Source organism: Lunatibacter salilacus, from assembly GCF_009797935.1.
GTDB lineage: Bacteria > Bacteroidota > Bacteroidia > Cytophagales > Cyclobacteriaceae > Lunatibacter > Lunatibacter salilacus.
This window is the reverse complement of record NZ_VOLC01000003.1, coordinates 245,909-271,296: the sequence shown is the minus strand read 5'-3', so window position 1 is coordinate 271,296 and position 25,388 is coordinate 245,909. Positions and strand designations below refer to the sequence as shown.

Here is a 25,388-nt window from a genome sequence, read left to right as displayed (position 1 = left end):
TCATTTGCATAATGAATCGGAATTCCTTAAAATTAACTTAATATTATCTATTGGGAATTTCTAAAACAAAAAATAACTTAGGTGGTTAAAATGACAGCCGGAATATTAATTCCATCAAAAACCTATTTACGCTAAATCTAAAAAAGAAACTTTAAACGTATTTTCTATAAATAAAATTTACCCTTCAAAATAAACATGTATGAAAAATTTAAACACCTTCATCATTGTTTTGCTGATCCTATGTTCAGCCTGTCTATCCCAACGGGACTTTGTAGCCGAATATGATTACAACTATCGCGGAGCTTTCAAGAAATATAAAACCTTCGGTTTTGTTGAGGAAGACGGCAGAAACAATTCCGACCTTAGCGGCGTTATCGAAAAAACTATATCCTCACGACTAGGTTCGCAGGGGTTTAGATTGAAGGACAACAATCCAGATTTGTTGATTATTTACAAATTATACCAATCAGAAGTCAGGTATAGGGGATACAATCAACCTGATTTTGATTTTTGGTTGAAAAAACAAGGAATTGAGTTGCTTGAAGATGAACCGGATAGCATTGCAAGAGAAAAAATGCGGGAAAATTACAATGCTGTCAAATATACCCAAAATGATGGAATGCTTGTTGTATTGGTTATCGACCATAAAAAGGGCAATACTGTTTGGCAGGGTTATACGAATGCCTATTTTGACTACGAATCACCAAATATCAATATAGACCTAACCAGGGCTACATATAAAGTAATGGACCAATTTAAGATACTAACGCAACAAAATTAATATCTAGCCCGACCAAATTGGTCGGGCTTTTTTCTTTTACTGGGCAACTTTGTTTCGCACATAAATTAATTTATGCCTGCCTTTTTGTTGTTCTCTTTCTTCCACTTCAAATTTGCCAATTGAAGCGATAAGCGGGGTTAGTTTAGGAAACCCATAATTTCTTGCATCAAAATTCGGTTGCTTTTTTTGAAGCAAATTTCCTACTTCACCTAAAAACGCCCAACCGTCATCATCCGCCAAGTCGGATATAGTGGCGGTGATTAGTCGAATGACTTTCATGTTTATTTTATCCACCTGTTTTCCAGGGCTATTCGTTGGTTTCGATCCCTCCGGGTCCTCTTGGCGGAGGATTTCGAGATAGATGAATTTATCACAGGCCACAATAAATGGATCTGGGGTTTTCTTTTCACCCAAACCGATTACAAGCATTCCCGCCTCCCGAAGGCGGGTCGCCAAACGGGTAAAATCGCTATCGCTTGACACCAGACAAAACCCGTCAACTTTTTCCGCATACAGAATATCCATCGCATCAATTATCATAGCAGAGTCTGTGGCATTTTTCCCCACTGTATACCCATATTGTTGAATCGGGTTGATGGCATTTTCCAAAAGCACCCCTTTCCATTTCCCTAAGTTCGGCTTTGTCCAGTCACCATAAATCCGCTTGATTGTCGGATTGCCATATTTGGCAATCTCCTCCATCATTTCCTTTATTTGCTGGGCCGGCACATTGTCTGCGTCTATTAAAACGGCCAAATTATGATCTGTCTTCATAGGTAATGCGCTGATCGCTTTTTGGTGTTGAACACGAAGGTATTAAATAGAAGCCGTTTTTCTTATAACTAGGGCCATCATTTGATTCAAAAGAAGCCTATCGAAGCTACGATTACTAATTTTCAATTTGGAAGTAAATGGGTGGTATAATTTTTGACTGAGTAATATAAATTTATACGCAATGAAATTCGATACCCGTAAGAAAGTGGTAACCGGCTTTATTTTGGCCATTTCACTTATCGCTGGAGTAAGTACACTCACTTACTTCAGTGTGAAAAATCTGCTCGAATCCGTAGACACCCTTTCCGAGCCTAATGAACGTTTGATCGAGTACAACCGCCTACTTTCTGATGTCTATAGATTAGACAGAACCGGCTATTTGATCGGAGAGAATGAAGTTATACCTGACTCCCTGAATTATTTGGAAAAAATTGAACAACGAATTGACCAGTTGGAGGAAAACTCTCAGGATCCGATAGAGATTTATAAGTTGACTGGCATTCGCTACAATATTGAGGAGTTACTGGAAGTTCATAACAATCTATCAGAAGTCAAGGGGAGCTTAAGCGGAAGAGATTTTAGCAAAGAAGCACTTGACAATATAGAGCGTAGAATCCAACGACAAAAAGAACGCCGCTCATTACAGGATATTGATAATCTGTATTCCAGACTTAACCCCACAAATCGATCTCCCGACACCATACCTCTTTTTACTGATATCCGTAGACAACCTTCCGCTGGTAAATTAGAGCTTTCCCGCTCTGAGAGAAGAAACTTCGAAGCTTTCTTTGACTATTTAGAGACTAACTTAGAAGCTCAGGATACTGCCAAAGCGGAAAAAACCTCGGTTGCTGATTCTGTTCTATTAGTGGTAAAAAACTATATTTTGGAGCTTACCAATGAAGAGCGTCAACTTCGGTCACGCCTTGCGAATCTAGAGCAACAACTTACCGCAAAGAATAGAGAGTTGATATTCTTTATTCAGGATATCATTACATCTCTGCAAAACGAGGCACTAAGGACATCAAGAGCAGAAAATAGTGCCGCTTATGACCTAACCTATCAATTGTCTATTTTATTGGCCGTACTCACTCTTCTGGGTGTAATAGGTTCTGCCGCCTTTATTTTCAGCATTATCAAGGAAATAAACAAGGCGGAAACCTATCATTCCAAACTGGAAGAAGCCAAAATAAAATCTGATAATCTAGCTAAAGCAAAGCAGGAATTTTTGGCAAATATGAGTCACGAAATCAGGAATCCGCTTCACGTCATTCAGGGATATCATGAGGTTTTGGAGAAAACCCCGCTTAATGAAGAACAACGCGAATACCTAAAGATGTCCAATTTTGCTTCTGATACTCTTTTGGGAGTAGTCAATGATATTTTGGATTTTTCAAAATTGGAAGCAGGGAAAATCAATGTCCATGAAGCCCCCTTTGATCCAAAAGAACTTTTCGAAAAAACTAAGGAATTTTACAATAATCAAGCGATGGACAAAGGCTTGGCATTGTCACTTTATATGGATTTGCCTCAAGCGAAGTGGCTATTGGGAGATGAATTGCGTATCCGTCAGATTATGAATAACCTACTCTCCAATGCGTTGAAGTTTACAGAGGAGGGAGAAGTCTCTCTGACAATCTCCTACAATCCGGAAAACGAGCTGTTGATAAAAGTTACCGATACGGGTATGGGGATGAGCCCGGAAGTTCAGGAAAAAATATTTGCTGAATTCAACCAAGGGGACGGGGCCATCACCCGCAAATATGGCGGCACCGGGTTGGGATTAACGATTGTTAAAAAATTAACTGAAATTATGCATGGTAAGTTGAATCTAAAAAGTGAGGTTGGTGTAGGGTCAACCTTTGAGGTCTGCCTGCCCATGGAAACCGTCGAACCTGAATACAAAAAAGATGTGCGGGAGATTGATGACTACTCGTTGGATAGTCTGCACATCCTTCTGGTAGATGACGATCCTATTGTGCTCAAATTCACCAGGCACCTCCTCAGTTCACTTGGTGCAAAAGTTAGTAGCCATCTAGGAGGTTCGGAACTTGTAGCAAATTTCAAGGAAGATCACTACGATTTAGCCATGTTTGACATCCAAATGCCGGAAGTAAGTGGATACGATGCGCTTCGCTGGATCAAGAAAAAACCAGCGTATAAGGATCTTCCAGTACTGGCTCTGACAGCAAATGTCTATGCAAAAGAAAGAGAATCTCTTCAGGAAGTAGGATTTACCGGACTGATCCTGAAGCCGTTTAAAGAAAAACAACTCATAAAGCAAATGATGTCCCATGTAAATCTTGTGAATAAAAAGCTGTCAAACTTAAATCAACATTCAATGACAAAAAAGCGAATGGAGAATCGACCATATGATTTGGCTGAAATCGCAAAATTTTGCATGGGTGATGATGAGATGTTACAAGAATTGGTGGAAGATTTCTATACGCATACACGTACTGATTTAAAACGACTAGACAGCTCCTCTCGATCCGGCGATTATGATCAAGTTCGGGAAATTGCCCATCAGTTAGCAAGCAGATTATCGCAGTTTAAAATTGAGTCTGGCTCTAAAGCACGCCATTTAGAAGATCAATTGAAGGCGAATAATAGAGAAAATGTTGGAAGTTTAGTGACTGAAATCGTTTTAGAAACTAATGTTGTTTTGGATCAGATGGTGATGGATAGCAATAATTCAGTTCCCTTCATCTCAGAATGATTTCATAGTTTTGGCTATTATAATAGCCAAAAAAAAGGGAATGAGTTCATCAGTTGATGAGTTCATTCCCTTTATTATTTTTGTTTTCCTATTTTTATTTTTACATCATTCTAATTTGTTCAAGTAGCTCCTTTGGATCTATGGGCTTGCTTACATAGGCATCCGCACCTTCCTGAAGTGCCTCGTTAGCAACTTCCTGATTCGAAAACCTGGTGATTAGCATTACTTTGGTTTCGGGATAGGAAGCTTTGATTTTCTTTAATATATCGATTCCATTTTCATCCGGAAGCCGATAATCCAAAATGGCCAAATCAAAAGAGTCTTCTTCAAGGATTCCATAAGCAGATTTGGCAGTTTGGGCATCAGAAACTCCAAACCCATTCTTGCTCAAAAATCTAGTTAGCATCTTGCAAAATACGACGTCATCTTCTACGATGAGGATTTTACTTATCTTATTGTCCATGGGATATTTTCGTTAAGGTTGGTTCAAATTTTCGAATAGCTTGTTGATCGATGGCATAGACGGCCATGACACTTTGCAGAAATCCCTGGATCAGCTCATCAATTCCCAATCCCAAAAGCCCAAAATTGCGAAGATCAAACAGCATTAACCGTTCATCCGCATAGGTCCAGCCGTCTTCTCCCTTGACGGAAAGATTCGTGCCATACATATCCCACGAATCCATACCTTCTGGAATGGGCTGATTCAAGGGGATTTTGGCCCTCCTTGAGTATGCTGCCAATGGACGCATTCCTTCACTCGTTGAATGCATCATCATTCGGATATCAAAGGCATAGCTCCTACCTTTCGTATCCGGCAAAGTACCCACATGGTACCAGTTTTTTGTCGGATCAGTACCTTCGATAAAATTGCTGGCGATCAACTGCTGGACAATATACGGGTCGCCTGCATTTTCCCCAAGTTCTTCCAGTGCTTTCTTCAACTCTTCCTCATTAATGATGGTATACACGCCCTGTCCGGCATTACTGTCTGGAACCTTGATTACCATAGATCCTCCAAGGGTATGAAAGGAGTCTTCCAACTTCTCGTATGGAACGCCACGGTAGGTAGTAGGCGTGAAGATGGAAAGTCCTTTATCGGCAAACTCAGCATTGAACCGATCATAAGCCACACTTGCTACATCTTTGTTCCTACCTCCTGCCAAACAGGCCTCTATGGGGTTCAGTAACAAGGTACGGCTATTTTTTATAATTCTATTCCAGGGGTTTTGGGTTACGTACCGGAATGCAGCCCTGATTTCCATCCATTCTCCACCTGCACCACTTATGTACAATTTGTCATCTTTAAATTTAACTGGCGGCTCCGGGTCTTTTTCGTCAAATTTGGCCAAATACACATCTTCACCAAAAACATCGGCAATAGTGGCTGCATAGCCAATGTTTTCCATGGGGTTTTTGTCATAGATGACAGCCAATGCACCAGTTTCCCGATGAGCATCTACCATGGGTTTGAAAGTCATTTCAATCAACCTTTTGTAACCGCCCTCTGTAGCATTCATTTCCAAGATGGGCATGGATTTTTGGCCGGAAGGACAACTGTTTGTTTCTATCACAGTCAATTTCCGGTTGCCCTCGTGGTTTGTAACATGCATCAGATCCGTACCGGACCAACGGAAATATTTGGGCTGATAAGCAAGCAATTTGGTTACCGATTCGGCATTGGATCCGGGATTTAGCCGGCAATATCGCTCCTGAATTTGACGGTTAGAAAGGTTCAAAAAATAGGCAACTAGCGGATGAATGGCAGAATTAAGCACCCGTGGGTACCAATGATCAGTAGGTTCAAAATCCCCTGGCTCTACCAGGTGAACTTTTGGTGATATGGATAATTTCATTTTTTTATGTTCAAACGTTGTGTAATAATTCTTGAATAAAGGGAATATTCTTCCATAACATGAGGCAGCCACTTATGACCATACTGACTACGACAATTTTCCGGAAAATAAGGGGTGACATTTTTCCCAGAATAATTCTGCCTACATAAACAGCCACAATAGAACTTAGCCCTATCATAACCCCGTATTTTATAACTTCAGCATTGACAAACCCCAAATACGCATAGCTGACGATTTTGGTCAAATGCAGCAAAATGGCATTGGCAGAGCGTGTTCCCAATAGCGACTCTTTCGAGATCCCATAGCTAAGATAGGCGGAATTCATCAGCGGCCCTACCCCGCCTATTAGGCCGGATAAGAAGGAAACTACAAGGCCCATAGGAGCGAAATGCCAAGCTTTAATTTCAAACTTGGACGGGGTGTCTTTTTGGTTGAATTGAAAGACAGTCGAAATCAGCAACAAACCAATCAACAATTGTAGATACTCCGTAGAAAGTATGGCAAACATATTTGCACCCAGTATGGATCCAATTATAGTAGATGGGAAAAGCCATCGGAATAGTTTCCAATCTATATGTTTCCAAAACAGAGCCACTTTTGAAATACTACCCAGCCCAATACTGATGGTCATTACAGGCGCAACAGACCTTACGCCAACCACTACCGCCACCAATGGCATCAACAATAAACTGGCTCCTCCTCCACTCAGTGTACTCAACACAAAAACGACGAAAGCACCAAGTAAAACGAAAAACAAAGTCATGAATATTAATTGTTACTGGTGAATGATAGTTTGGACGAAAATCTATGCCAAAAATTATAATAGCCTAATAAACATTATGTCAAGGATTTTATCAATATAATTATCAATAGGCTATCTGATATTTATCTAATTTATTGTATAAGGTTTTTCTGTCCATATTTAAAATTTTGGCTGCTTTGGACTTGTTAAATTTAGTCTCTATAAGCACTTTCTCAATAAGTGCTTTTTCTTTCTCCTCAAAGGATTGCTTTAGACCTATTGTAGAATCCCCCTCCGTTTCCACCATTTCCTGCTGGGCTAGTTCCTCTGGAATTGCGGACGGTTGGACAAACCCTTCGCCCGTCAATAGCACTGCACGCTTAATGATATTTTTCAATTCACGAAGGTTACCAGGCCAAGAGTAAGTTTTAAAAATATGCACGACTTCCTTACTAAACCCAGCGACATTCTTGCTGAGCAACTCATTGCTTTTGGCTAAAAACAATGCCGCAAAATATAGTAAATCTTCTTGCCGCTCTCTAAGTGGCAATGCCTTTATGCTAAACTCATTCAGACGATGATATAGGTCTTCTCTGAAATGGCCTATTCTAGAACTATCAAGAAGGTCATCATTGGTAGCAGCAATAATACGTACATCTACGCTAATATCTTTATTCCCTCCGATTTTTCGGATTTTCCTCTCCTGAATTGCTCTCAATAGTTTGATCTGAATCTCATAACTTAAGTTGCCAATCTCATCTAAAAACAACGTCCCCCCTTCAGCTGATTCAAAATGCCCCTTTTTATTATCAATAGCACCTGTAAAAGCGCCTTTGACATGACCAAATAATTCACTTCCCGCAAGCTCTTTGGATAGCGAGCCGCAGTCTACGGCTACAAATGGCCCATGCTTCCTTCCCGATAATTCATGTATACGTTTGGAAATAAATTCTTTGCCGGTACCGCTTTCTCCAAATACGAAAACGCTCATGTCAGTAGGTGCTACAAGTTCAACATGGGATTCCAATGTTTTTGACAGCTGACTTTTTCCCACAAAATACTCCACATTGGCCAAATTCGAAGGACTAAATCCTGCTGAATCAGATTCTTCGGGATTTTCAACTTTATTTGTTCCCTTCGTCGGCTGGGACAGTGCACTGTTAACGGTCAGAAGCAGTTCATCGGGTTGAATGGGTTTAGTGATATATTCATAAGCACCCAATTTCATGAACTTGACAGCAGTTCTAATATCGGAGTGATTTGTTATCAAAATAATTGGTACATTGGTTTGTTGTTTGATGGTTCGTTCCAAAATATCCATGCCGGTACCATCGGGAAGTCTGTAATCGGTTATAATCAAATCATAAGCGCCTTGAGAGAGAGCCGATAAGCCATCAGAAACACTGTATGCCTGATGTACTGCGTAATTATTTTTCTCTAAAAAATTTTTTATAATTTTTGAATAAGTTAAATCGTCTTCTATTAAAAGAATTTTATTCATGAGTGCATTTTTAATACAAAGTTAACTGGTTAAATAATGATTTTTCCAAATCAATATACCAATATTTTGTTGAATGCGATGAATACCCCCCAAATTTTTCTTAAATTAACTTTTAGTGAAGAACCCTATAACCAAAATGATCCTTTCTATTTACCTTATTTTCCTCGCAATCAAAATGATTTATGTTTTCACCTATAGAAAGCTGAAAGCTTTAAAATTAGTCAAATTCCGTTATTCCATCATTTCAGCCATTTTCCAATCCTCCACCATTTCCATGTAAACACTGTCGGTCTCTGGACCATTATTGATATAAATAAATTGAACCCTAGTCCAAGTAATCAATATGGTAACGAGAAAACTGATCATTAGCATCAAAACAACAATGAATTTTTTTATGTCTATTTTATCAATATGTATATTAGGTGTGATCATGGCAGTAGATTTTAATTTGATAAACCTTATTCAAACCACATTCCGAATCACAACATGTTGTTTTTTAGATAGTTAATGTTTACTAATCTTTTAGAGGTGTTGAATGTATTCTACACATTGTAGATGTGATCCACAATCTTGGCGGAATTTATTGGCCTTTGTCTCTTCCCAATGAAACATTAAAATTATCCGGATCTCCAGAAATGTTTAGGTTTACAAAACGAACCCTTCGATTTTGGTCCCGGAAAACAATGGCGTCCTCCCGTTCAGGATCCACCTCTTCTCTCTCCTTTCCCGGGAAAAGTGAACGAAATCCAACCTGTGTAACTAAACCCAACGGTATTCGGAGAAAGTAATCCATTTTCAAATCCAAGGTTTGCTTTCCGGAGAGTTCTATATAACCCAGACTGGAGTTGATATTCATCTTGGGAATATTCAAAACCCCATCTTTGAGATCAAAAGTATTCTGTAAGGTGTCAAATCTAACCATGCGAAGATTTCTGTCTTTGAAGTAAGAAGCGACTGCCTCCAGCGGCGTGAAATTCACCAAACTTCCCTGAGTAACAGTTAAATCCATGACAGCATCACTTTTTTCGATAATTGGAGTTAAGTCCGGGTGGACCAAAAAATTGCTGGTGATGGTTCCACTTACTTTTCCGTGAAGGTTCTCATTGACCATGACGTCTTGTCCAAAATTGTCAAACTTAATCATGAGTTTATCGATATCAAGATTTTCCGCTTTCATGGTACTGTTAAAGTAGATGTGGGATGGGTCAGATCCGTTGAAATACCCATTCAGGCCCAAACTCCCTTCTGCCAGGTTAAAATGTAAAGTATCGACATAAAGATAATGATCCGCTGTCGTTTTCATCCCTCCATGTACATTTTCCAGCCAATAGGTATGGTAATAAAGTCGCCCAATCGAAGCCTCAAAGCGCATATCAGAAAAAGGCAGTTCGAAGATGTTAAAGGTGTCTGCATGCGAAACTGGGGAGGTTTCTTGGGGATTATAATTCAAAAGGGCATCAAGGTCTAAGGACTTTGCCCGCAATCCAAAATAATTGCCTCTACTTTTCAACGCTTCATCAGTACCCGAAAAATAAGCCAAATCAATTGCAAAGTCACTTTGACCCATCTTGCCCCCAAAATCCTCGACAAGGATGTTTCCCTGCTCCATATGCACCCTTCCTTTGAAGTCCTCCAATTTAAGCGGATGAATTTTTAGTTTCGCCTGCAAATTCTCCACGGTCAAATCGGCTGATTGGAATACGGAGTCAAAATGCAGTTCTAAACGTCCATTTAATTCCACTTCCGTCAATTCTTCCTCCTTATAATCGTCCGGCAAGTAGTTTTCACCTTTGTAGGATAGTAGGTCCTTCATCTTAAGAAGCTTAGAATCAAAGTCAAATTCAATGGTAGAATCCCCCACTTTTACATCCTGAAACAATTTGGGATAATTACGGACTAGCCCTGAAAAGTGAAAGTCACTTCCGTCTATTTCACCCGAAAAATCCTGGATACTAAGGTTGTTTTCTTCAATAGTGATTAGCGCATCAAAATCATGAAAAAGGTGGGGATAATGCTTTAATTTGGCATAGAAATCTTCGATTCTAAATTCACCTTCCGGTAAATACTTAAAAGAAGTGAACTCTCTGGCATTTGCATCAAGCCCCAAATTAAGTTGAAATTGGGTGATCTCCTCGTCGAAGGATTTAGAAAGCAAAGAATCGTAAGATAGGAGTTGTGTGACATCAATCTTGTCAGATTTGGCACTAAGTGTAAGCGTTACGTCATTATTTTTTTTATGAAAAATGGAGGGAAAATCGCTGAGACTTGCTGAAAAATCAAAATCAGATTCCCCAACAGTAAACCTCAAGAAGTCCAGGGTGATTCTACCTGCCTCCATGACGGCATGCCCGTTGGCTTTCGTAATTGGTAGCGGGAAATCCGGGATGGTAAAGCTTAAATTTGATATCGTCAATTCGCTGTCGATGCCTTCTTTTAACCGGGACAGTCCCTCGGTAGGCATATCCATGTCTATCAATTCATCAAAGTCCATGTCCAACCGGATCTGCCCGGTTATCCTTTGTAAGCCTTCCACTTCAAAAAATTGCCCCAAAAACTGTAAGTCCAAATCCGCATTTAAACTAACTTTTATATACGGGTCTTCAAAATTTCGGACCACTAGCTGTCCTTGGAAAAGTCCCTCCTCCGGTTTGGCATAAAAATTTGTCAACCGGAACTCAGAGGTCTGAAGGCTTCGCTCTTTCCCATTCGTGAAAAATCCGGCGAAACGCAGATCGTCTACACGCTTTTCCATATCTATATTTACAAAATAGGCATTTTCACACCCAAATTCCACGGCAATAGCCGGCATATTGCCATTCCCTGCTTTTCCTTCTATCGTCCCTAGAAAGTATATCTCCCCCTCGTTTTGATATCTTTTGAGTGTCCCGGCGACTTCCGCTGGAGCAAAAGCTGCAAAAATATTAAAGTCAGGCTTTTCTCCATATAATTTGAAATCCATATAAAGATCATTACGCAAATCGACACTCCCTTCCAACGTAAATAATGACTCCTCCAAAAGTAATTTGGACGGAAACACTTCCAATACCTGCTCAAGCCGATGAAAATCCATTACCCAGTCCAGTTCAATTGATTTATTGGAGAAAAAAGTGGGTTGATCTCCCCTATACAAGTCCAAAATTAATTTAGCCGTTAAATCCAAAAAAATATCTTCAGCCGTCAGGCGAATTGCAGCAGATAGCCCATCCAAGTTTGCCGAAAGAGTTTGGTCCATCGTATGATCTTCAAAAAAAAGGTTAAAATTGACTAAAGAAAGTTCGTTTAAATTAAATTCCAGCGATTCTTCTGATTCCTGAGCGGTGGAATCCGCAACGATATTTTTCGCCAGCAACAAGTTGATATCCCCATTTTCATATTTGATAAGGTCAAGATGTCCATTTGCGATTTTTACGCGTTTAACTTGATAGTCACCCTGCAATATATCCCACAAATCAAATCCTAGATAAACATCTCCTGCCTCATAAATGGGAGGGGCCTGCATATCTTTATCTTCGAAAAATTGAACTCCCCGAAGATCTATTGAGATATAGGGAAATTGGGCGAAAGGTGAAATGTAAGAATCGTTTACTACCAACTTCCCAGTGAATTGCTCATTCACCTTTTCTATTGCCTTTTGGGTTAGCGAGCGCTGATTTTTATAGACAGCTATAACAGCACCCCCCATAATAAAAAGTGGAATGAGCAGCAAGGTGGACGCAATAACCCATTTTTTTTTCTTCGTCATGCTTAAGTATCTAATCTGTAACAAAAACAAAATTCGGTCTAAATATCATTACGAAATGACCCTTCGCCTGGTTTAAACACGCAGTTCTCAATAGCCACATAGGAATCGACAATTTCTACAAATCAAATATCATTTATTCCTGTGGATTCCTTTCAACAACTTGTTTAAATAAGGTACAAAAAACTGCGGTCTATAAAAGTCAAAACCAACTAAACCCAGCATCAGGAGAGGTTCCCAGTGAGACCTTTACCCGTGCTGCAAATTTCAGGCACTTGTAGCCGATGCAGTTGGGAATAAGGTGATATTTAATCAATACCTTCAATGGGCAACCCCTCAAGATTTATTGAAAATCAGTCAATTGCCGAATTGATCGGGTAAAACCTGAAGGATTTTTCTTCATCTATTGCAGGCAAACACTGCGATCTTAGGTAATAATCTATTAACCACCAACCTTTTTAATATACACGTTGCTTTGTTAAAAGATAAAGCCACCGCTCTCTAAAAGACGCTCGGTGGCTTTTTTTATTTAGTTTTATGGAAAACCTGTTAGGTTTTCTCTTTAGATCTTGACAGGCAAGATTGTTCTCCTGTTAATTAACAAACTTTAAAATAGCGACCCAATCGAAAGAATAATAATTTTCCTGATTTGGGGCATGAGTAGTTGAAGGAATGGGAAGAGTGGAAATTTTACTCTGTCTAAGGAAATTGTTTTTTGTTAATTTCCGCTCATATTCCATAATCTTCAGCCTATATTTCAAGACCTCCCTTTTCATTTCATTGATTTCCATTCGACGTCGGGTATTCAGTCTAGCTCTGGGACAATTGAAAATAGTTCGTTCATTTTGTTCCATTCGTGCCATCAAGGCCGCTATGGATTGTCGGATGGAATTAATTTCAATTTCTATTTTATCTATTATCTTATTTAGACGCAATATCTGGTTTGATGTTTCAAATACGTTCATATGTAGGCGACAATATTTTAGTCAAATTTCAATAAACAACTTTTACAAAAACCGGGCTAAACATAAAATAAAATTAATATTTTTTATCAGTATCATAATATGAATAAATATCCACCTATTATTTAAAATAAATTTATCATGGGAATCTGAAAATTATATTTTTATATGATTATTTTTACTAACTAAAGGTGGATTAGCTTACCCAATTGGCGGCATTTCAAACTCCACTAAATAAAAACAATCCACGCAACTTAGGGATTTCTCCATATTTGGAGAGCGGCTATTCTATAATTATTAGTATACGCCGGATGTAAAAATGTAACAAAAAAATGAGTGAGGATTAATATTTCCAATCAATCGAATAGTATCTCGTACAATTAAGCGTTAATTAAATCCGTCTTTGTTTTGGAGATATTCCAAGTTTAAATTCACTATCCTAGTTTTTTTATACGTTTTTCAATGGTAGATGAGTAGAATTGAAATATTTACTTTTCTCTTGAGGACATACTCAATAATAACACTATGAAAAAGAAATCTTTCCTATTATATCCCCAACTCTACCTGAAACCTTAGTATGAAGGTATTCCGATCCGAACCTGCAATTTCCATATGTGGCTGAAGAAGTTCATAAGTCAGATCACTTTGCAGCTTTAGCCGATGACCACGGATGTACTTGGTAAGTCCTGCTGTAAAATGCTGTACGGAAGGCTCATATTGCCTAATTCTTTCTCCGGGATCCAGCCTGGTATACCTTCCTGCAAATTCTAAGTCATTGGGTAAAATATAACTTGCCTGATAGTTTTGGCCCAGTCCTTTAAAAACGTACCTTATGTCATTTTCTTCGTTAAAGGTTAAGGGATTGTCAGTAGTTCGATATAAAAATTCACTGGCAAATGCAAAGCCCCTATATTTAAACAACCAATCACTCATATAGGTAGCCATATCTCGGGGCTGATATAAGAGTTCCCCAATTTGACCTCCAGTTCTAAGCGTATTGTAATTTTGGTTTACGGTCATCCCTATCGACAATTTTGGGGTTTTCTCCCGCATCAGATCTCCTTCAAAATAATCTCCAAAGGCCTCAAACATTCCAAAGGGTAGCAGTTCCAGCCTTCCCGTGTAGGAAAGTTCGGACACCGCCCTATAAAAATTCCGCCCCTGTCCCGTACTGATGGCCCCCAACAACACATAGTGAAAATCATTTACCAGCCTGCGGGTGTATTTCGCCTGCACGCCAAAGTCACGGTCCACATTGAGGGTGGCATTTACAATGCTTCTGTCCACAAACTGTAAATCCCCGGAGCTATTTACCCGCTGTCTATTTCCAGGTAGTTTAGTTTGTCCCGCTCCAAGGGTTAAGTTGTCATTTACCTGATAAAATACCATGGCATCCCTCAATATATTGGGGAATTGCGTCCTTTCCCAATCCATGTCTTCAGGCGTGAAGGATAACTGGATAACGTATGAAATCTTCGGGCTATAGACAAAACCATCAAATCGAAGCCTAAGTCGCCGAACTTTCCCTTCTATAGTATTGTGACTTTTTTCTTTAAAATTGAAAACCGCCCTGTTTTGAATTCTGAAACGGATGTTTAACGAAAAAATGCTATCCGGCGAAACTAATCCCACTCCTTTTCCAAATGTTACATATGGCACTTGGGTAAACTGTGACGGGGCGGCAATCATCAACTGATTTTCTTCTACCGATAGGGTATCTTGAGCTTTTGCGGATAAAAAAGCAGCAAAATACAGAAATATCAAAGCCTGGGTAGGAATAGAAAAGAGTTTAGACATATTGTCCTCGTAGGTTAGCAACAGATTTAAACGTCAAATATAGATAAAAAAAGGTTTTTTTAAGCTACCTAGAAAGTGGTTAATTTATAAAATACGAAATTCCCAGCTTGATAATAAATTCGTTGTAATTTTGTGGCTGTAGTTTAATTTCTGCGTTTAATCCCAATTCTTCAATAAACTTGTATAAAACACCCGCCCCGATATTCATAGTACCTGTATTTTCGTATGTTTTCTCTGGGTTAAATTCATACCTTCTTCTGAAATTGGCATACCCCAACAAAGCATATAATTCTAATTTGTCATCCGTGAAATAATATCTTGCATCTAAGTGAAGATTACTTGCTTTTCCAGTCTCCGGAAAAAGCACACTTAGGTTTGGCGCAAACGAAATTTGATCAACTGGAAAATACTCACCTCCAATGTTCATTCCAAATAACCCTGAAGAGAAACCCATATCATTACCATATTGTAGCCTAAACTGCCCTTGGTATTGAGCCAAGGCTAGATTTCCAATTAGGATCAACGCAAAAAATAAAATAAGTTTTTTCATTTATTCTTCTATCATTTGAAATTACAAGGCTGGTAAACTTCTTGTCACTGGCCTTCTTCGATTTCTGAAATCTAAGGTATACATGACATTCAATCGAATTATATGTTTATTGGCGTATGTGCCGGGATTATTGGTAGATCCATAGGTCCACATATGCCCACCAAAGAACATAAAATTATTATATGTGTAACCGATAGCGGTATAGACTCGGTTATCCTCAAATATTTCCCGTTGGTATTTACCTGTCTGAAAAAATATTTCATTCGAGGGAGATAAAAACAAGGTTTTATTCTCCATTTTTGGTTTATTGAGCGGAATATACGCTACAAATTTATACCTATACCTATCTGTATATTTGTAGTCCGCACCAATCAAATTATCCCGTTTGAACCGATGTTCAAACCTGAATTGGTGTAGTATTTTTATTCCTGCAATTGATTGTGTAAACAACCACTGATGCCATAATCGAGGTTCTAAAGTAGAATTTAGATATTCAAGATTTTCCGGGTCTGGTGTGAAATTAAAAACCAGTGTAGGACCGACAGTAACTTCAAATTGATCGTTAAATAAATAAACCAAACCGGCCCGATTATATATCTGTCCCATCCGTCCGACAAAATCACTACGGTTATCTGCACTAGCTCTTCTTCGATAATGATTTTCCTGATACCAGAAAATCTTATCCGAAAGCCTAAGTTTCAAATATAACCCATTCCACATTTCTGTCGTTGGAGCCAAATTAGTCCTGACTGGCTCATCTAGATCTTGGCCATACCCATTCGCCATCCAAATAAAAGTGAAAAAGCCTATTAACTTTACTTTTCTTACGAAAGTCTCTTTTTTCATATCAACATTTATTAAAGCCCAAGTGCAGAAGCTATACGGGTAGCAGAGGTCCTTTTACCTAACCTCCTTTCGATAGTTCTTGTATCTTGATCTCTCAATTCATACATTCTGTCCTGAAGTTTTTCAATATTATTGATATGGTCTTTTATTTGGGTATAATCGTTTTCTGCTTTTAACTGATCCATGTAATGGTAGAATAGGGTTTCTCCTGCTTGGAACAAACGTTCTTTGGCCCGTTGGTCATATCTGCTGTAGGTAAATGGATTAAAAGTTTCTTCCATATACACTTCGTCAATCGCAATTTGTCGCTCGAATAACATGGCTATTGAGGGTAATCGCTTCTCCAATTCTCCCAAAAGATCCAACATCACATTACCTTGATCAAATTTATTGTCAAAATCAATGCTTGACGCATAGACCTCACTCAATTCATCAAATCTATTAACCAGGAAATTAACGGCAAAATCTTCAATGAACGCTTTTTCCGCATCGGATTTAGCCAGGTGGTTCGCATATATGGAATCCAGCTCGATTTTCCGTTGTACTATACTAGCTTCCAACGCAACTAGACGGGAATTGATCTCAATTTCAAACAACTCACTAGTTACGTAGTTTGAAATATCAGTTATAAACCTTAATTCCTCATCGAGATAGGTTTTAAATTTGGGGAGGAATGTTTCAGATTCATCATAAAACACTTGTCTGGGCAGTAATTTATTCAGTGTAATATCCTGATAACTATAGGTCACCAAATCTTCCTGAAACATAAAGTCTACGCCATCTTTGGCATAGTTGGACAAATCGTAATGGACAATTTCTCCAGTTCTTAAAAGATTGACAAAATTTTCCATCAGGTGCAATTTTTCCACCCTATTTGCAAAATAAGCATGCGAAAATGCCAATGAATCCGTTTTTGTTCGATTTAGTGACAAGGAATTCATTTCACTATACCTTTCAACCGAGTCCATGATCTGATCAAATAAAACGGGGATCTCTACCAGCAAATCCATATCATCGCTGGAAATATCAAATTCAAATCGTTTTGTATAGAAAGGATATCGTTCCAATTGGCCATCTTCATCTATCGAATCATCAAATTGGAGAAGGTCTTTCAAGAAATTTGATAAAAACTCGTTCCCGGAAACCTGTATCTGCCTCTCCAAACTTCCTGTTCGAAACCCATCATTATAATTGTAGTCAAAAACCTTCTCTGAAATGCTAAAAGTTTTGTTAAGACCGTCGTTAACTTGGTTGAGCTTTTCTATAGTTGAGTAAAAAATAGCCTCGTCAATACGGTCTCCCGAGTCCAGATTCCGTCGGACTACTCCCAACAAAAAACCATTTTCATATTTTCTAACTTCAGAAATGAGCATGGAATCCTTCAAATAGGTTAAAGACCATTCCCCATCCATAAAACCACGCTCATTGACCTTCCCCCTTAAAAATTGAGTATATCCACCTAGAAAATTGCGGTAGGATATCTCACCAGTCATCACCCCTTCCTCAAAATTAATTTTCTCTGCTATTGCCCTGATGCTTTTTTCATTATTTGAAAATTTGTGCTCACTGAGTTCCCAACTTCCATGGGGCAGCCCATCTTTGTAGTTAGCTTTGATTTCTAAATCCTCACTTTCCAACTGGGAAAGCACCTTGAATTCAATCACATCCTCCAAAGTTATTTTGTGCCTCTCCTGATCATAGAACCAGCTACCTTCTTTAATATTATTTTTGTAGGAACCCTTCACCTGAAATTTGGTAAGTAAGGTTTGATCCAACGAATCTATCTCTTTTCGGTCAAAACTAAAAAAACCGTTTAGAATGATTTCCCCGTCTGTGCCTTCATTGAATTCGAAAGTGGCTTGACCTGACTTTCCCTTAAATTCGTACGGCCCATCATAAACGGACTCGGATTGTCCGAATACAAAAAACCTAAAAATAACAGTAATAAAAAGAGATAAATATATTTTCATAACTTCCTTCTAAGGATGAATACAAGACGAATTATCTCATCAGTAATTCATGTTTCATTATATCACAACGGGGTAAGGAACCATTATATTGGGATAAACATTGGATTCCTTTCCCTCAACTAGTTTGCCAAAACCGAATTTGTGCTAAGTAAAAATCTAATAAACTGGATTAATTGTATACATAGGCCTATAATACTAGCGTTTTGGCAATAGTATTGGATTTTATTTCAGTTGAATTCCCCCGTTACTCTTTATACCCCAACGTCTTCATCATACTATCATGGGTCTGCTCAGGGGCAAAAAGCCAGTGCTTGATCGATCCATCCGTATCCCTGTCGATTATCACATGCTTTGGTGCGGGGATCAGGCAGTGCTGTATGCCCCCATACCCTCCCAAGGACTCCTGATAGGCTCCGGTATGGAAAAAACCGATATACTGCTTCTTCCCTTCCTGAACCTTGGGCAAATAGATATTGTACTGGTTAGCCTCTGAGTTGTAGTAATCCATGCTGTCACAAGTCAGGCCACCAAGGGAAATATTGTGGTATTCCTCTTCCCAGTTATTGACCGCAAGCATGATGTATTTTTGGTTTAGCCCCCAACTATCTGGAAGTTGGGTGATAAATGAGCCGTCAATCATATACCACAATTCCTTGTCGTTTTGAAGTTTTTCGGAGAGCACCGAGTATAGCACTGCCCCACTCTCCCCTACTGTGTAGCTGCCAAACTCCGTAAATATATTCGGCTCTACCGTATTGTTTTTGGCACACATCCATTTGATATTTTTCACGATCTGATCCGCCATATACTGATAATCATAGTCAAAAAACACATTAGTCTTGATTGGCCAACCGCCACCCACATCCATGGTATCCAGTTCGGGAGCAATTTTTTTCAGCTCCACATATTTTTGGATAAAGCGGGTAAGTTCCGACCAATAATAAGCCGTGTCCCGAATGCCTGAATTGATAAAAAAATGAAGCATTTTCAGGCTAACCTGTGGGTTATCCTTGATTTTTTCCTCGTACAATTTCAATATGTCATTGTACCTCACACCCAGACGGGATGTGTAAAAGCCGAATTTCGGCTCTTCATCGGAAGCTATCCGGATACCCACTTGAAAAGGCACTTTGACATGCTCCAGATAGTAATCAATTTCCGTCAAATTGTCCAGCACCGGAATGCAATTCACAAAGCCGTCATTGAGCAACTCCGAGATGTATTGTTTATATAGGTCTCTTTTAAAACCGTTGCAGACTATAAAAGTTTCCTTAGCGATCTTGCCAGATGCATACAAGTTTCTCACCAGCGGGATATCAAAGGTGGAACTCGTCTCTATATGAATGTCGTTGGCAAGCGCCTCATTAAGGACAAAACTAAAATGGGAGGACTTGGTACAATAACAGTAGGTGTACTTTCCCTTATAATCATGCGCCTGAATGGCATTGTTGAAATAAGTCTTGGCGTTTTGTATATTCTCAGAAATCTTGGGAAGGTAGGTAAGTTTCAGCGGTGTTCCATAGGTATTAATGATTTCCATCAAATTCACCCCGTTGAAATGCAGCTCGTTGTTCTCTACGGAAAATTCCTTTGTCGGAAAATCGAAGGTCTGTTTGATAAGATCTATGTATTGGTTCATGTAGCCCATTTGGTCCCGTATCTTGGAAGTTAGAAATTAACGTCAAAATTTGCATTAAATATTGAATATTCAAACGTATCTCAGGACAAATTGTAGTTTAATCTTTCAAATTTGTCCTAATCCATTCCATGAGTTTAGGTCAAAATTTAACCACAGAGGCCTCAAAGAAGGCACAAAGGGCACGAAGTTTTCTATTAAAATCCGACCAAATACTTTTACCACATAGTAAAAAAGTACACATAGTAAAAGAGAGGATGAAGTCTTCTTTTTTGGCCATTAAGAATATTAAAAAAAACTCTATGTGAACTCCTATGTGGTTAAAAAAATCTATAAGGATAACAGTTTAAAAGCCAACAAAACCAAAAAAAAACACCTTTAATAATTAAAATTAGAAATTAGAAAAAGACCCTCAAAACAATGTTTTGAGGGTCTTTTTCTAATTTCTTAAAATAACTGCTTGTAGATAAGCTCATTTTCTTTTTCCTGCCTTTGCTGTATGGACAGGATTTGGTGCAATACCTTTTTGAAATGTAGTTCTTTATCCAATGTATTGAATATCAACTCCAAAAACGATTTTACTTCCTGCTTTGCATCCGCTTTAAAGTATAGAGTAAAACTTCTTGCGGCATGGTTACTTTTAATATAGGCAGATGGTGACCTGTATAAATCACTCAATCCGCGCAAGGTTCCATATAGGCTGGTCAATTTCTCTGACAGCTCAAAGGAAACCTCAGCAAACCGTTCTGTATCCCCGGCCTGCCGACCAATTAATTTTACCCCCTGCTGCTGCAACGCCTCTCCCGGCCCCAGCACATACTGTGTTGGCTCATGCCTACTCAGTCGCAAATTTGATACGGGGAAATTATCTTCACTTTCTATTGTAGTATTCAAGGCTGTTAACATATATAATCCGTATTAGTGTACTTGATGTTTGCTATAAATGTTTCATTTACTCGACAAATATACGAAAGAATATTTAATGTGCTAATTACCCTATAGATTTTGTAGGGAAAATATAAATTAAACATTATTTCATATTCGAATTTTTGTCAAAATTATTTTTTCGCTGTTAGACTAGACTAATCTTTTTAGTTGAAATGTGGCCCTTTATACGCTCAAACTTGGTTTTCCTACCGTTCTGCTTTTATGTCTCCCCATTTCATCTTACTTTCACCGCCAACCTAACAAACAACCACATGCTACGTCTTTTGCTTATTTTGATCATTGCCATACCCTTCACTGCCCTTAGTCAGATTCCCGCCGTCCACCGGAATCCTCAAATTTCAACCATGATTGCTGAAATCAGCACCGATAGCTTGGAGCAGTATATGAGTCGCTTGGTAGGATTCGGTACCCGGAATTCACTTAGCCCAAATCAGGAAGATAGAGGTATAGAAGCATCTAGACAATATGTGCTTTCCAGGTTTAAAGCGTATGCGGAAGCTTCCGGGGGAAGGCTAGTTGCAGAGATAGATTATTACACCCAGCCTGCGGACGGAAGAAGGGTGGACAAGGATACCCGTATGGGTAATGTTATGGCCACGCTGAAAGGGACTGATCCGACCGATGACCGGATTTTCCTGGTAAGTGCGCATATCGATACCCGGGTATCGGATGTGATGGATACCAAACAGGACTCTCCCGGTGCCAACGACGACGGTTCCGGCGTAGTGGCCGTAATGGAAATGGCCCGTATCATGAGTAAAAGCTCTTTTCCGGCAACTATTATTTTCACACTTGTATCCGGCGAGGAACAGGGCTTGCTTGGTGCCGCCCACCTGGCCAAAAAGGCCAAGGCGGAAGGCTGGAATCTCGCTGCCATGATTAACAATGATATGATAGGCAACAGTACCTCCAACGGAACCAACCTCCGGGACAATACCCGGCTACGGGTATTTTCAGAAGGCATTCCCCTCGCCGAAACAGAGCAGATGGAAGCCATCCGCAGGGCAACAAATGGGGAAAATGACAGTAAGTCCAGGCAACTTGCCCGTTATATCAAAGAAACCGGAGAGCGTTATGTGGATCAACTGGAAATAAGGTTGGTTTACCGCAATGACCGCTTTATGCGGGGAGGTGACCATACCCCATTTTGCAGGGAAGGATTTACTGCCATCCGGCTCTGCGAATACAACGAGAATTACTATCAACAGCACCAAGACATCCGGGAAGAAGACGGCGCACTTTATGGTGATCTTCCAGAACATATCGATTATGAGTATCTGCGCAAAAACACAGCGGTTAACGTGGCTGTGCTTGCAAGTCTTGCCTCCGCTCCATCCGTTCCTGAGGAAGTGGCATTGGATCTGAGCCCAACAGCCGTAAATATCACCAATATCAACCATACGCTTATAAAATGGAAGGCTCCGGCTCAAGGTAAGGCCAAAGGATATTATGTACTGATGCGGGAAACGGCTTCGCCGGTATGGGAAAAGAAGTTTTATACAGAGAATACCGACTTGCGCCTCCCCTATTCCAAGGACAACTATTTCTTTGCCGTTCAGGCCGTAGGAGAATCCGGGGTAGAAAGCTTGGCTGTGTTTCCGCAGCCGATTAGGTAGGATGGGAGGGGATGCTATTTTCAAATTCCCATGAATGGTTGGGCTGCCGTCCTGTGTCGGGAACATCCAATTAATCGAATCCGTCATCCGAGAATAGGCAGAACTTGACAGAATCGGGTTTTGGCGGGAAAGATTGGCGTCTTCAACTCTTACCGTTAAAAAAACTCATAATTCAAAACTCATAATTAACTAAAAATCCGCAATTTTTAATTCACAATTCTTTCATAAATCCAAAATACCTCATAACCGCACCGCTCCAATTTTCAGAGCACCTAATATTTCGGCCTTAGGCCATATTTCCATCGTATTTCCACTATATTTCAATTCTCCCTAATATCAACCAATTTCCAGTATCAATAAGTATCTATTCCCCAATATTTCTACTATATTTCATTTTACAAATCATAAATCATAAATCCGAAACAAAAATCTATTCAACGGATAATATCGTGTCTACGATAATTTCCTTTATATTTGACCCCATCCTATGGTCCGCATTGATTCAAATTTCTGAAAACATATAGAGTAAATTTTGCGACCGATTTTTTGAGCATGAACAAAACAGCAACAAAATGACAGTGGAAAAGGAAACACCTGACCAATTAGAGGACTATAACGATTTGGATTATTTGCCTGAAAAAGAATATGACACCATTACCACTTTGGCAGCACAAATCTGTAAAACTCCTGTCGCGATTCTCTCTTTAGCAGACAAAGAACGGTCATGCTTCAAATCTGTTTTCGGAATAGAAGAGCAAAAAACGAAGATGCATTCTCTACCTTTTCACATCCTACATCAGAAAGAGAGTGAACCTTCAATAATTAATGACATCCAAAATAAGTCCTTTCTTATAAACCATCCCTTTATTCAAGAACATGCCTTTCATTTTTATGCGGGAGTTCCGCTAATTTCTGCCTCCGGAGACTCCTTTGGAACCCTGTGTGTGTTGGATTATAAGCCTTCTACTTTAGACAGCGGGCAATTAAATACGTTGCAAATTATTGGCAATCAAGCTGTATGCATGCTGGAATTACATAAAAGGCACCAAGTTATGCATCATCAGTACGGATTATTCAAGCAAATAGAAAAAAAGACGGAATTGGAAAATGTCAATTTTGAGGCACTAATCAACACTACTTCAGATGACATTTGGAGCATTGATACCGAATATAAATTAATTTCTTTCAATCGAGCCTTTTCAAATAAAATGGAGATTTTGACAGGAAAGAAAGTTTATAATGGACAGTATGCTCTCTTTGCCGACAAAATTCCAGCGGACATGCACTTGCAGTTCAAATCCTACTTTGACAGGGCATTGTCCGGTGAATCCTTCCGTGATGAATATTGCCGGCGGGAAAAGTTTGACACTGGACTTGATATTTGGATAGAGTTGAACGGCAATCCTATATATCAAAACGGAAAAATCACCGGGGCTGCGTTTTTTGCAAGGACCATTACCCAACGTAAGCAGGCAGAACTCAAAACTCAACAATCAGAGGCCAACTACAGGATGTTGTTTGAAAGTAGCCCAGTACCTAAAATGCTGCTGGACGTTGATACCCTTCATATTTTGGAAGTCAATACAGCAACCGTAAGCAAGTATGGGTACAAAAGGGAGGAACTTCTGGGGAAAAGTATCGGGAAGCTATTCAGGGAGGAAGATGTAATACCTTTTTTCGAATCCATTCAAGTGCTAAGGGGAAGGAATTCTGAAACTAAATTGGAAAACATTGTCCACCGTAAAAAAAATGGGGAATTGATTCAGGGGGAAATGCTGGTCCATGAACTTTATTTCGAAGGGCAAAACTGTTTTCTAACTGTCCTCAATGACCAAACAGAACATCTCAAAACCGCCTCCATTAGATCTCAAATGGCTAATATTTTAGAAAATAGCCTTAATGAAATCTATGTTTTTGACACTAAAGAACTACGGTTTTTATACGTCAACAGAGGGGCAATTCTGAACATTGGGTATTCACTAAAAGAACTCAAACAACTTACCCCATATCAAATTAAACCTGAGTTTGACGAGCTCAAATTTAGAGATTACCTAGTTCCTCTACTGAATGATCAGAAAGAACAACTGGTATTTGTCACAAAACACGAACGTAAAGACGGGTCCACCTATCCAGTAGAGGTTCATTTACAGAAAATGTGGTACGAAGGCCAGCCTGCATTTGTGGCAATAATCATCGACATAACTGAAGCAAAGGCTTCTGAAAACAAATTACAGGAATTAAACCAACTGCTGGAAAAAAGCAACGACGAGCTGGAGCAATTTGCCTCAATTACCGCCCACGACTTGTTGGAACCTTTGCGGATGATATCGGGGTTTACTTCACTGCTTGAAAAAAAATATGCCGATAAGTTGGATGAGAAAGGACTAAAGTATCTTCGGTTTGCCAGTGACGGATCTGTAAGGATGCAGCAAATGATCAAAGACATTTTGGAATATTCCAGGGCCACGACAAAGGCCGAAGACTCGGAAACGTTTAATCTATTGGACGTTTTGGCAACTGTGATCAATGACCTGCAACTTCTCATTCAATCCAGCGGAGCTTCTATTCATCTTCCTGAATCAGATTTACTCCTATTTGGCGATAAAAACGCCATTTATAGATTATTCCTTAACCTGATCAACAATGCGTTAAAATTCACCCCGGACGGCAAGAAGCCGGAAATACGCATTGTATTAGATCAAGACGAATATCAATATCAATTTACAGTGTCGGATAATGGTATAGGTATCGACCCGGATCACATCAAACTTTTGTTTAAGCCATACAGCCGCCTTAATACCCGCCAAAAATTTGAGGGGACAGGTTTAGGTCTTGCAACATGTAAGAAAATAGTGGATTATCAAGGAGGTACTATGTGGGTGACATCCCAGCCCAACGAAGGCAGTCAGTTTCATTTTAACCTACCAAAAACCCAAGGATAGGATGTAAAC

17 protein-coding genes are annotated in these 25,388 nt (G+C 39.4%); 4 read left to right on the top strand and 13 right to left on the bottom strand.

From position 1 onward, the window contains the following. The first annotated feature begins 199 nt into the window (after positions 1-199). Positions 200-781 carry a DUF4136 domain-containing protein gene (locus FQ608_RS06090; RefSeq protein ID WP_158856930.1) on the top strand — a complete coding sequence of 194 codons (582 nt, stop codon included), beginning with the start codon at positions 200-202 and terminating at the stop codon, positions 779-781. Between the two features lie 36 nt (positions 782-817). Here the strand turns inward: FQ608_RS06090 and FQ608_RS06085 are convergent, their stop codons facing one another. Beyond that, positions 818-1,555 (bottom strand): NYN domain-containing protein, encoded by a 738-nt coding sequence (locus FQ608_RS06085; protein WP_158856929.1) that lies wholly within the window; start codon positions 1,553-1,555, stop codon positions 818-820. Between the two features lie 181 nt (positions 1,556-1,736). Here FQ608_RS06085 and FQ608_RS06080 point away from each other — a divergent pair, with 181 nt between their 5' ends. After that, positions 1,737-4,274 (top strand): ATP-binding protein, encoded by a 2,538-nt coding sequence (locus tag FQ608_RS06080; RefSeq protein ID WP_158856928.1) that lies wholly within the window; start codon positions 1,737-1,739, stop codon positions 4,272-4,274. A 100-nt stretch (positions 4,275-4,374) separates the two neighbouring features. On the opposite strand, the gene FQ608_RS06075 is transcribed toward FQ608_RS06080, so the two are convergent. The 12 genes from FQ608_RS06075 to FQ608_RS06020 all read right to left on the bottom strand — a co-directional run bounded on the left by FQ608_RS06075 (position 4,375) and on the right by FQ608_RS06020 (position 20,779). Continuing rightward, positions 4,375-4,737, bottom strand: coding sequence for a response regulator (locus FQ608_RS06075; protein ID WP_158856927.1), 363 nt, complete (start codon positions 4,735-4,737; stop codon positions 4,375-4,377). Then, positions 4,727-6,130, bottom strand: coding sequence for an ATP-grasp domain-containing protein (locus FQ608_RS06070; protein ID WP_158856926.1), 1,404 nt, complete (start codon positions 6,128-6,130; stop codon positions 4,727-4,729). Before FQ608_RS06070 ends, FQ608_RS06075 begins: the two co-directional genes overlap by 11 nt. A gap of 10 nt (positions 6,131-6,140) precedes the next feature. Beyond that, on the bottom strand, positions 6,141-6,893 hold the full coding sequence (locus FQ608_RS06065; protein WP_158856925.1) for a sulfite exporter TauE/SafE family protein: 753 nt from the start codon (positions 6,891-6,893) through the stop codon (positions 6,141-6,143). Between the two features lie 103 nt (positions 6,894-6,996). Beyond that, on the bottom strand, positions 6,997-8,373 hold the full coding sequence (locus FQ608_RS06060) for a sigma-54-dependent transcriptional regulator (protein ID WP_158856924.1): 1,377 nt from the start codon (positions 8,371-8,373) through the stop codon (positions 6,997-6,999). A 231-nt stretch (positions 8,374-8,604) separates the two neighbouring features. Next, positions 8,605-8,805 (bottom strand): hypothetical protein, encoded by a 201-nt coding sequence (locus FQ608_RS06055; protein WP_158856923.1) that lies wholly within the window; start codon positions 8,803-8,805, stop codon positions 8,605-8,607. 148 nt (positions 8,806-8,953) lie between these two features. Next, a complete protein-coding gene (locus FQ608_RS06050) occupies positions 8,954-12,115 on the bottom strand; it encodes an AsmA family protein (protein WP_158856922.1) in 3,162 nt (1,053 codons plus the stop codon). Between the two features lie 1,505 nt (positions 12,116-13,620). Further along, positions 13,621-14,871 carry a porin gene (locus FQ608_RS06045; RefSeq protein ID WP_158856921.1) on the bottom strand — a complete coding sequence of 417 codons (1,251 nt, stop codon included), beginning with the start codon at positions 14,869-14,871 and terminating at the stop codon, positions 13,621-13,623. A gap of 79 nt (positions 14,872-14,950) precedes the next feature. Continuing rightward, on the bottom strand, positions 14,951-15,421 hold the full coding sequence (locus FQ608_RS06040; RefSeq protein WP_158856920.1) for a hypothetical protein: 471 nt from the start codon (positions 15,419-15,421) through the stop codon (positions 14,951-14,953). A gap of 21 nt (positions 15,422-15,442) precedes the next feature. Further along, the gene (locus FQ608_RS06035; RefSeq protein WP_158856919.1) at positions 15,443-16,267 is read right to left on the bottom strand and encodes a DUF2490 domain-containing protein; all 825 of its coding nucleotides are present in this window, start codon (positions 16,265-16,267) and stop codon (positions 15,443-15,445) included. 11 nt (positions 16,268-16,278) lie between these two features. Next, positions 16,279-18,237, bottom strand: a complete 1,959-nt coding sequence (locus tag FQ608_RS06030) for a hypothetical protein (protein WP_158856918.1) — start codon at positions 18,235-18,237, stop codon at positions 16,279-16,281. 244 nt (positions 18,238-18,481) lie between these two features. Then, on the bottom strand, positions 18,482-19,876 hold the full coding sequence (locus FQ608_RS06025; RefSeq protein ID WP_158856917.1) for an arginine decarboxylase: 1,395 nt from the start codon (positions 19,874-19,876) through the stop codon (positions 18,482-18,484). 444 nt (positions 19,877-20,320) lie between these two features. Further along, positions 20,321-20,779, bottom strand: coding sequence for a hypothetical protein (locus tag FQ608_RS06020; RefSeq protein ID WP_158856916.1), 459 nt, complete (start codon positions 20,777-20,779; stop codon positions 20,321-20,323). A 293-nt stretch (positions 20,780-21,072) separates the two neighbouring features. Between FQ608_RS06020 and FQ608_RS06015 the strand changes: the two genes are divergently transcribed. Further along, positions 21,073-22,437, top strand: a complete 1,365-nt coding sequence (locus FQ608_RS06015) for a M20/M25/M40 family metallo-hydrolase (RefSeq protein WP_158856915.1) — start codon at positions 21,073-21,075, stop codon at positions 22,435-22,437. Between the two features lie 572 nt (positions 22,438-23,009). Next, positions 23,010-25,379 carry a PAS domain S-box protein gene (locus FQ608_RS06010; RefSeq protein WP_158856914.1) on the top strand — a complete coding sequence of 790 codons (2,370 nt, stop codon included), beginning with the start codon at positions 23,010-23,012 and terminating at the stop codon, positions 25,377-25,379. Positions 25,380-25,388: the final 9 nt, after the last annotated feature.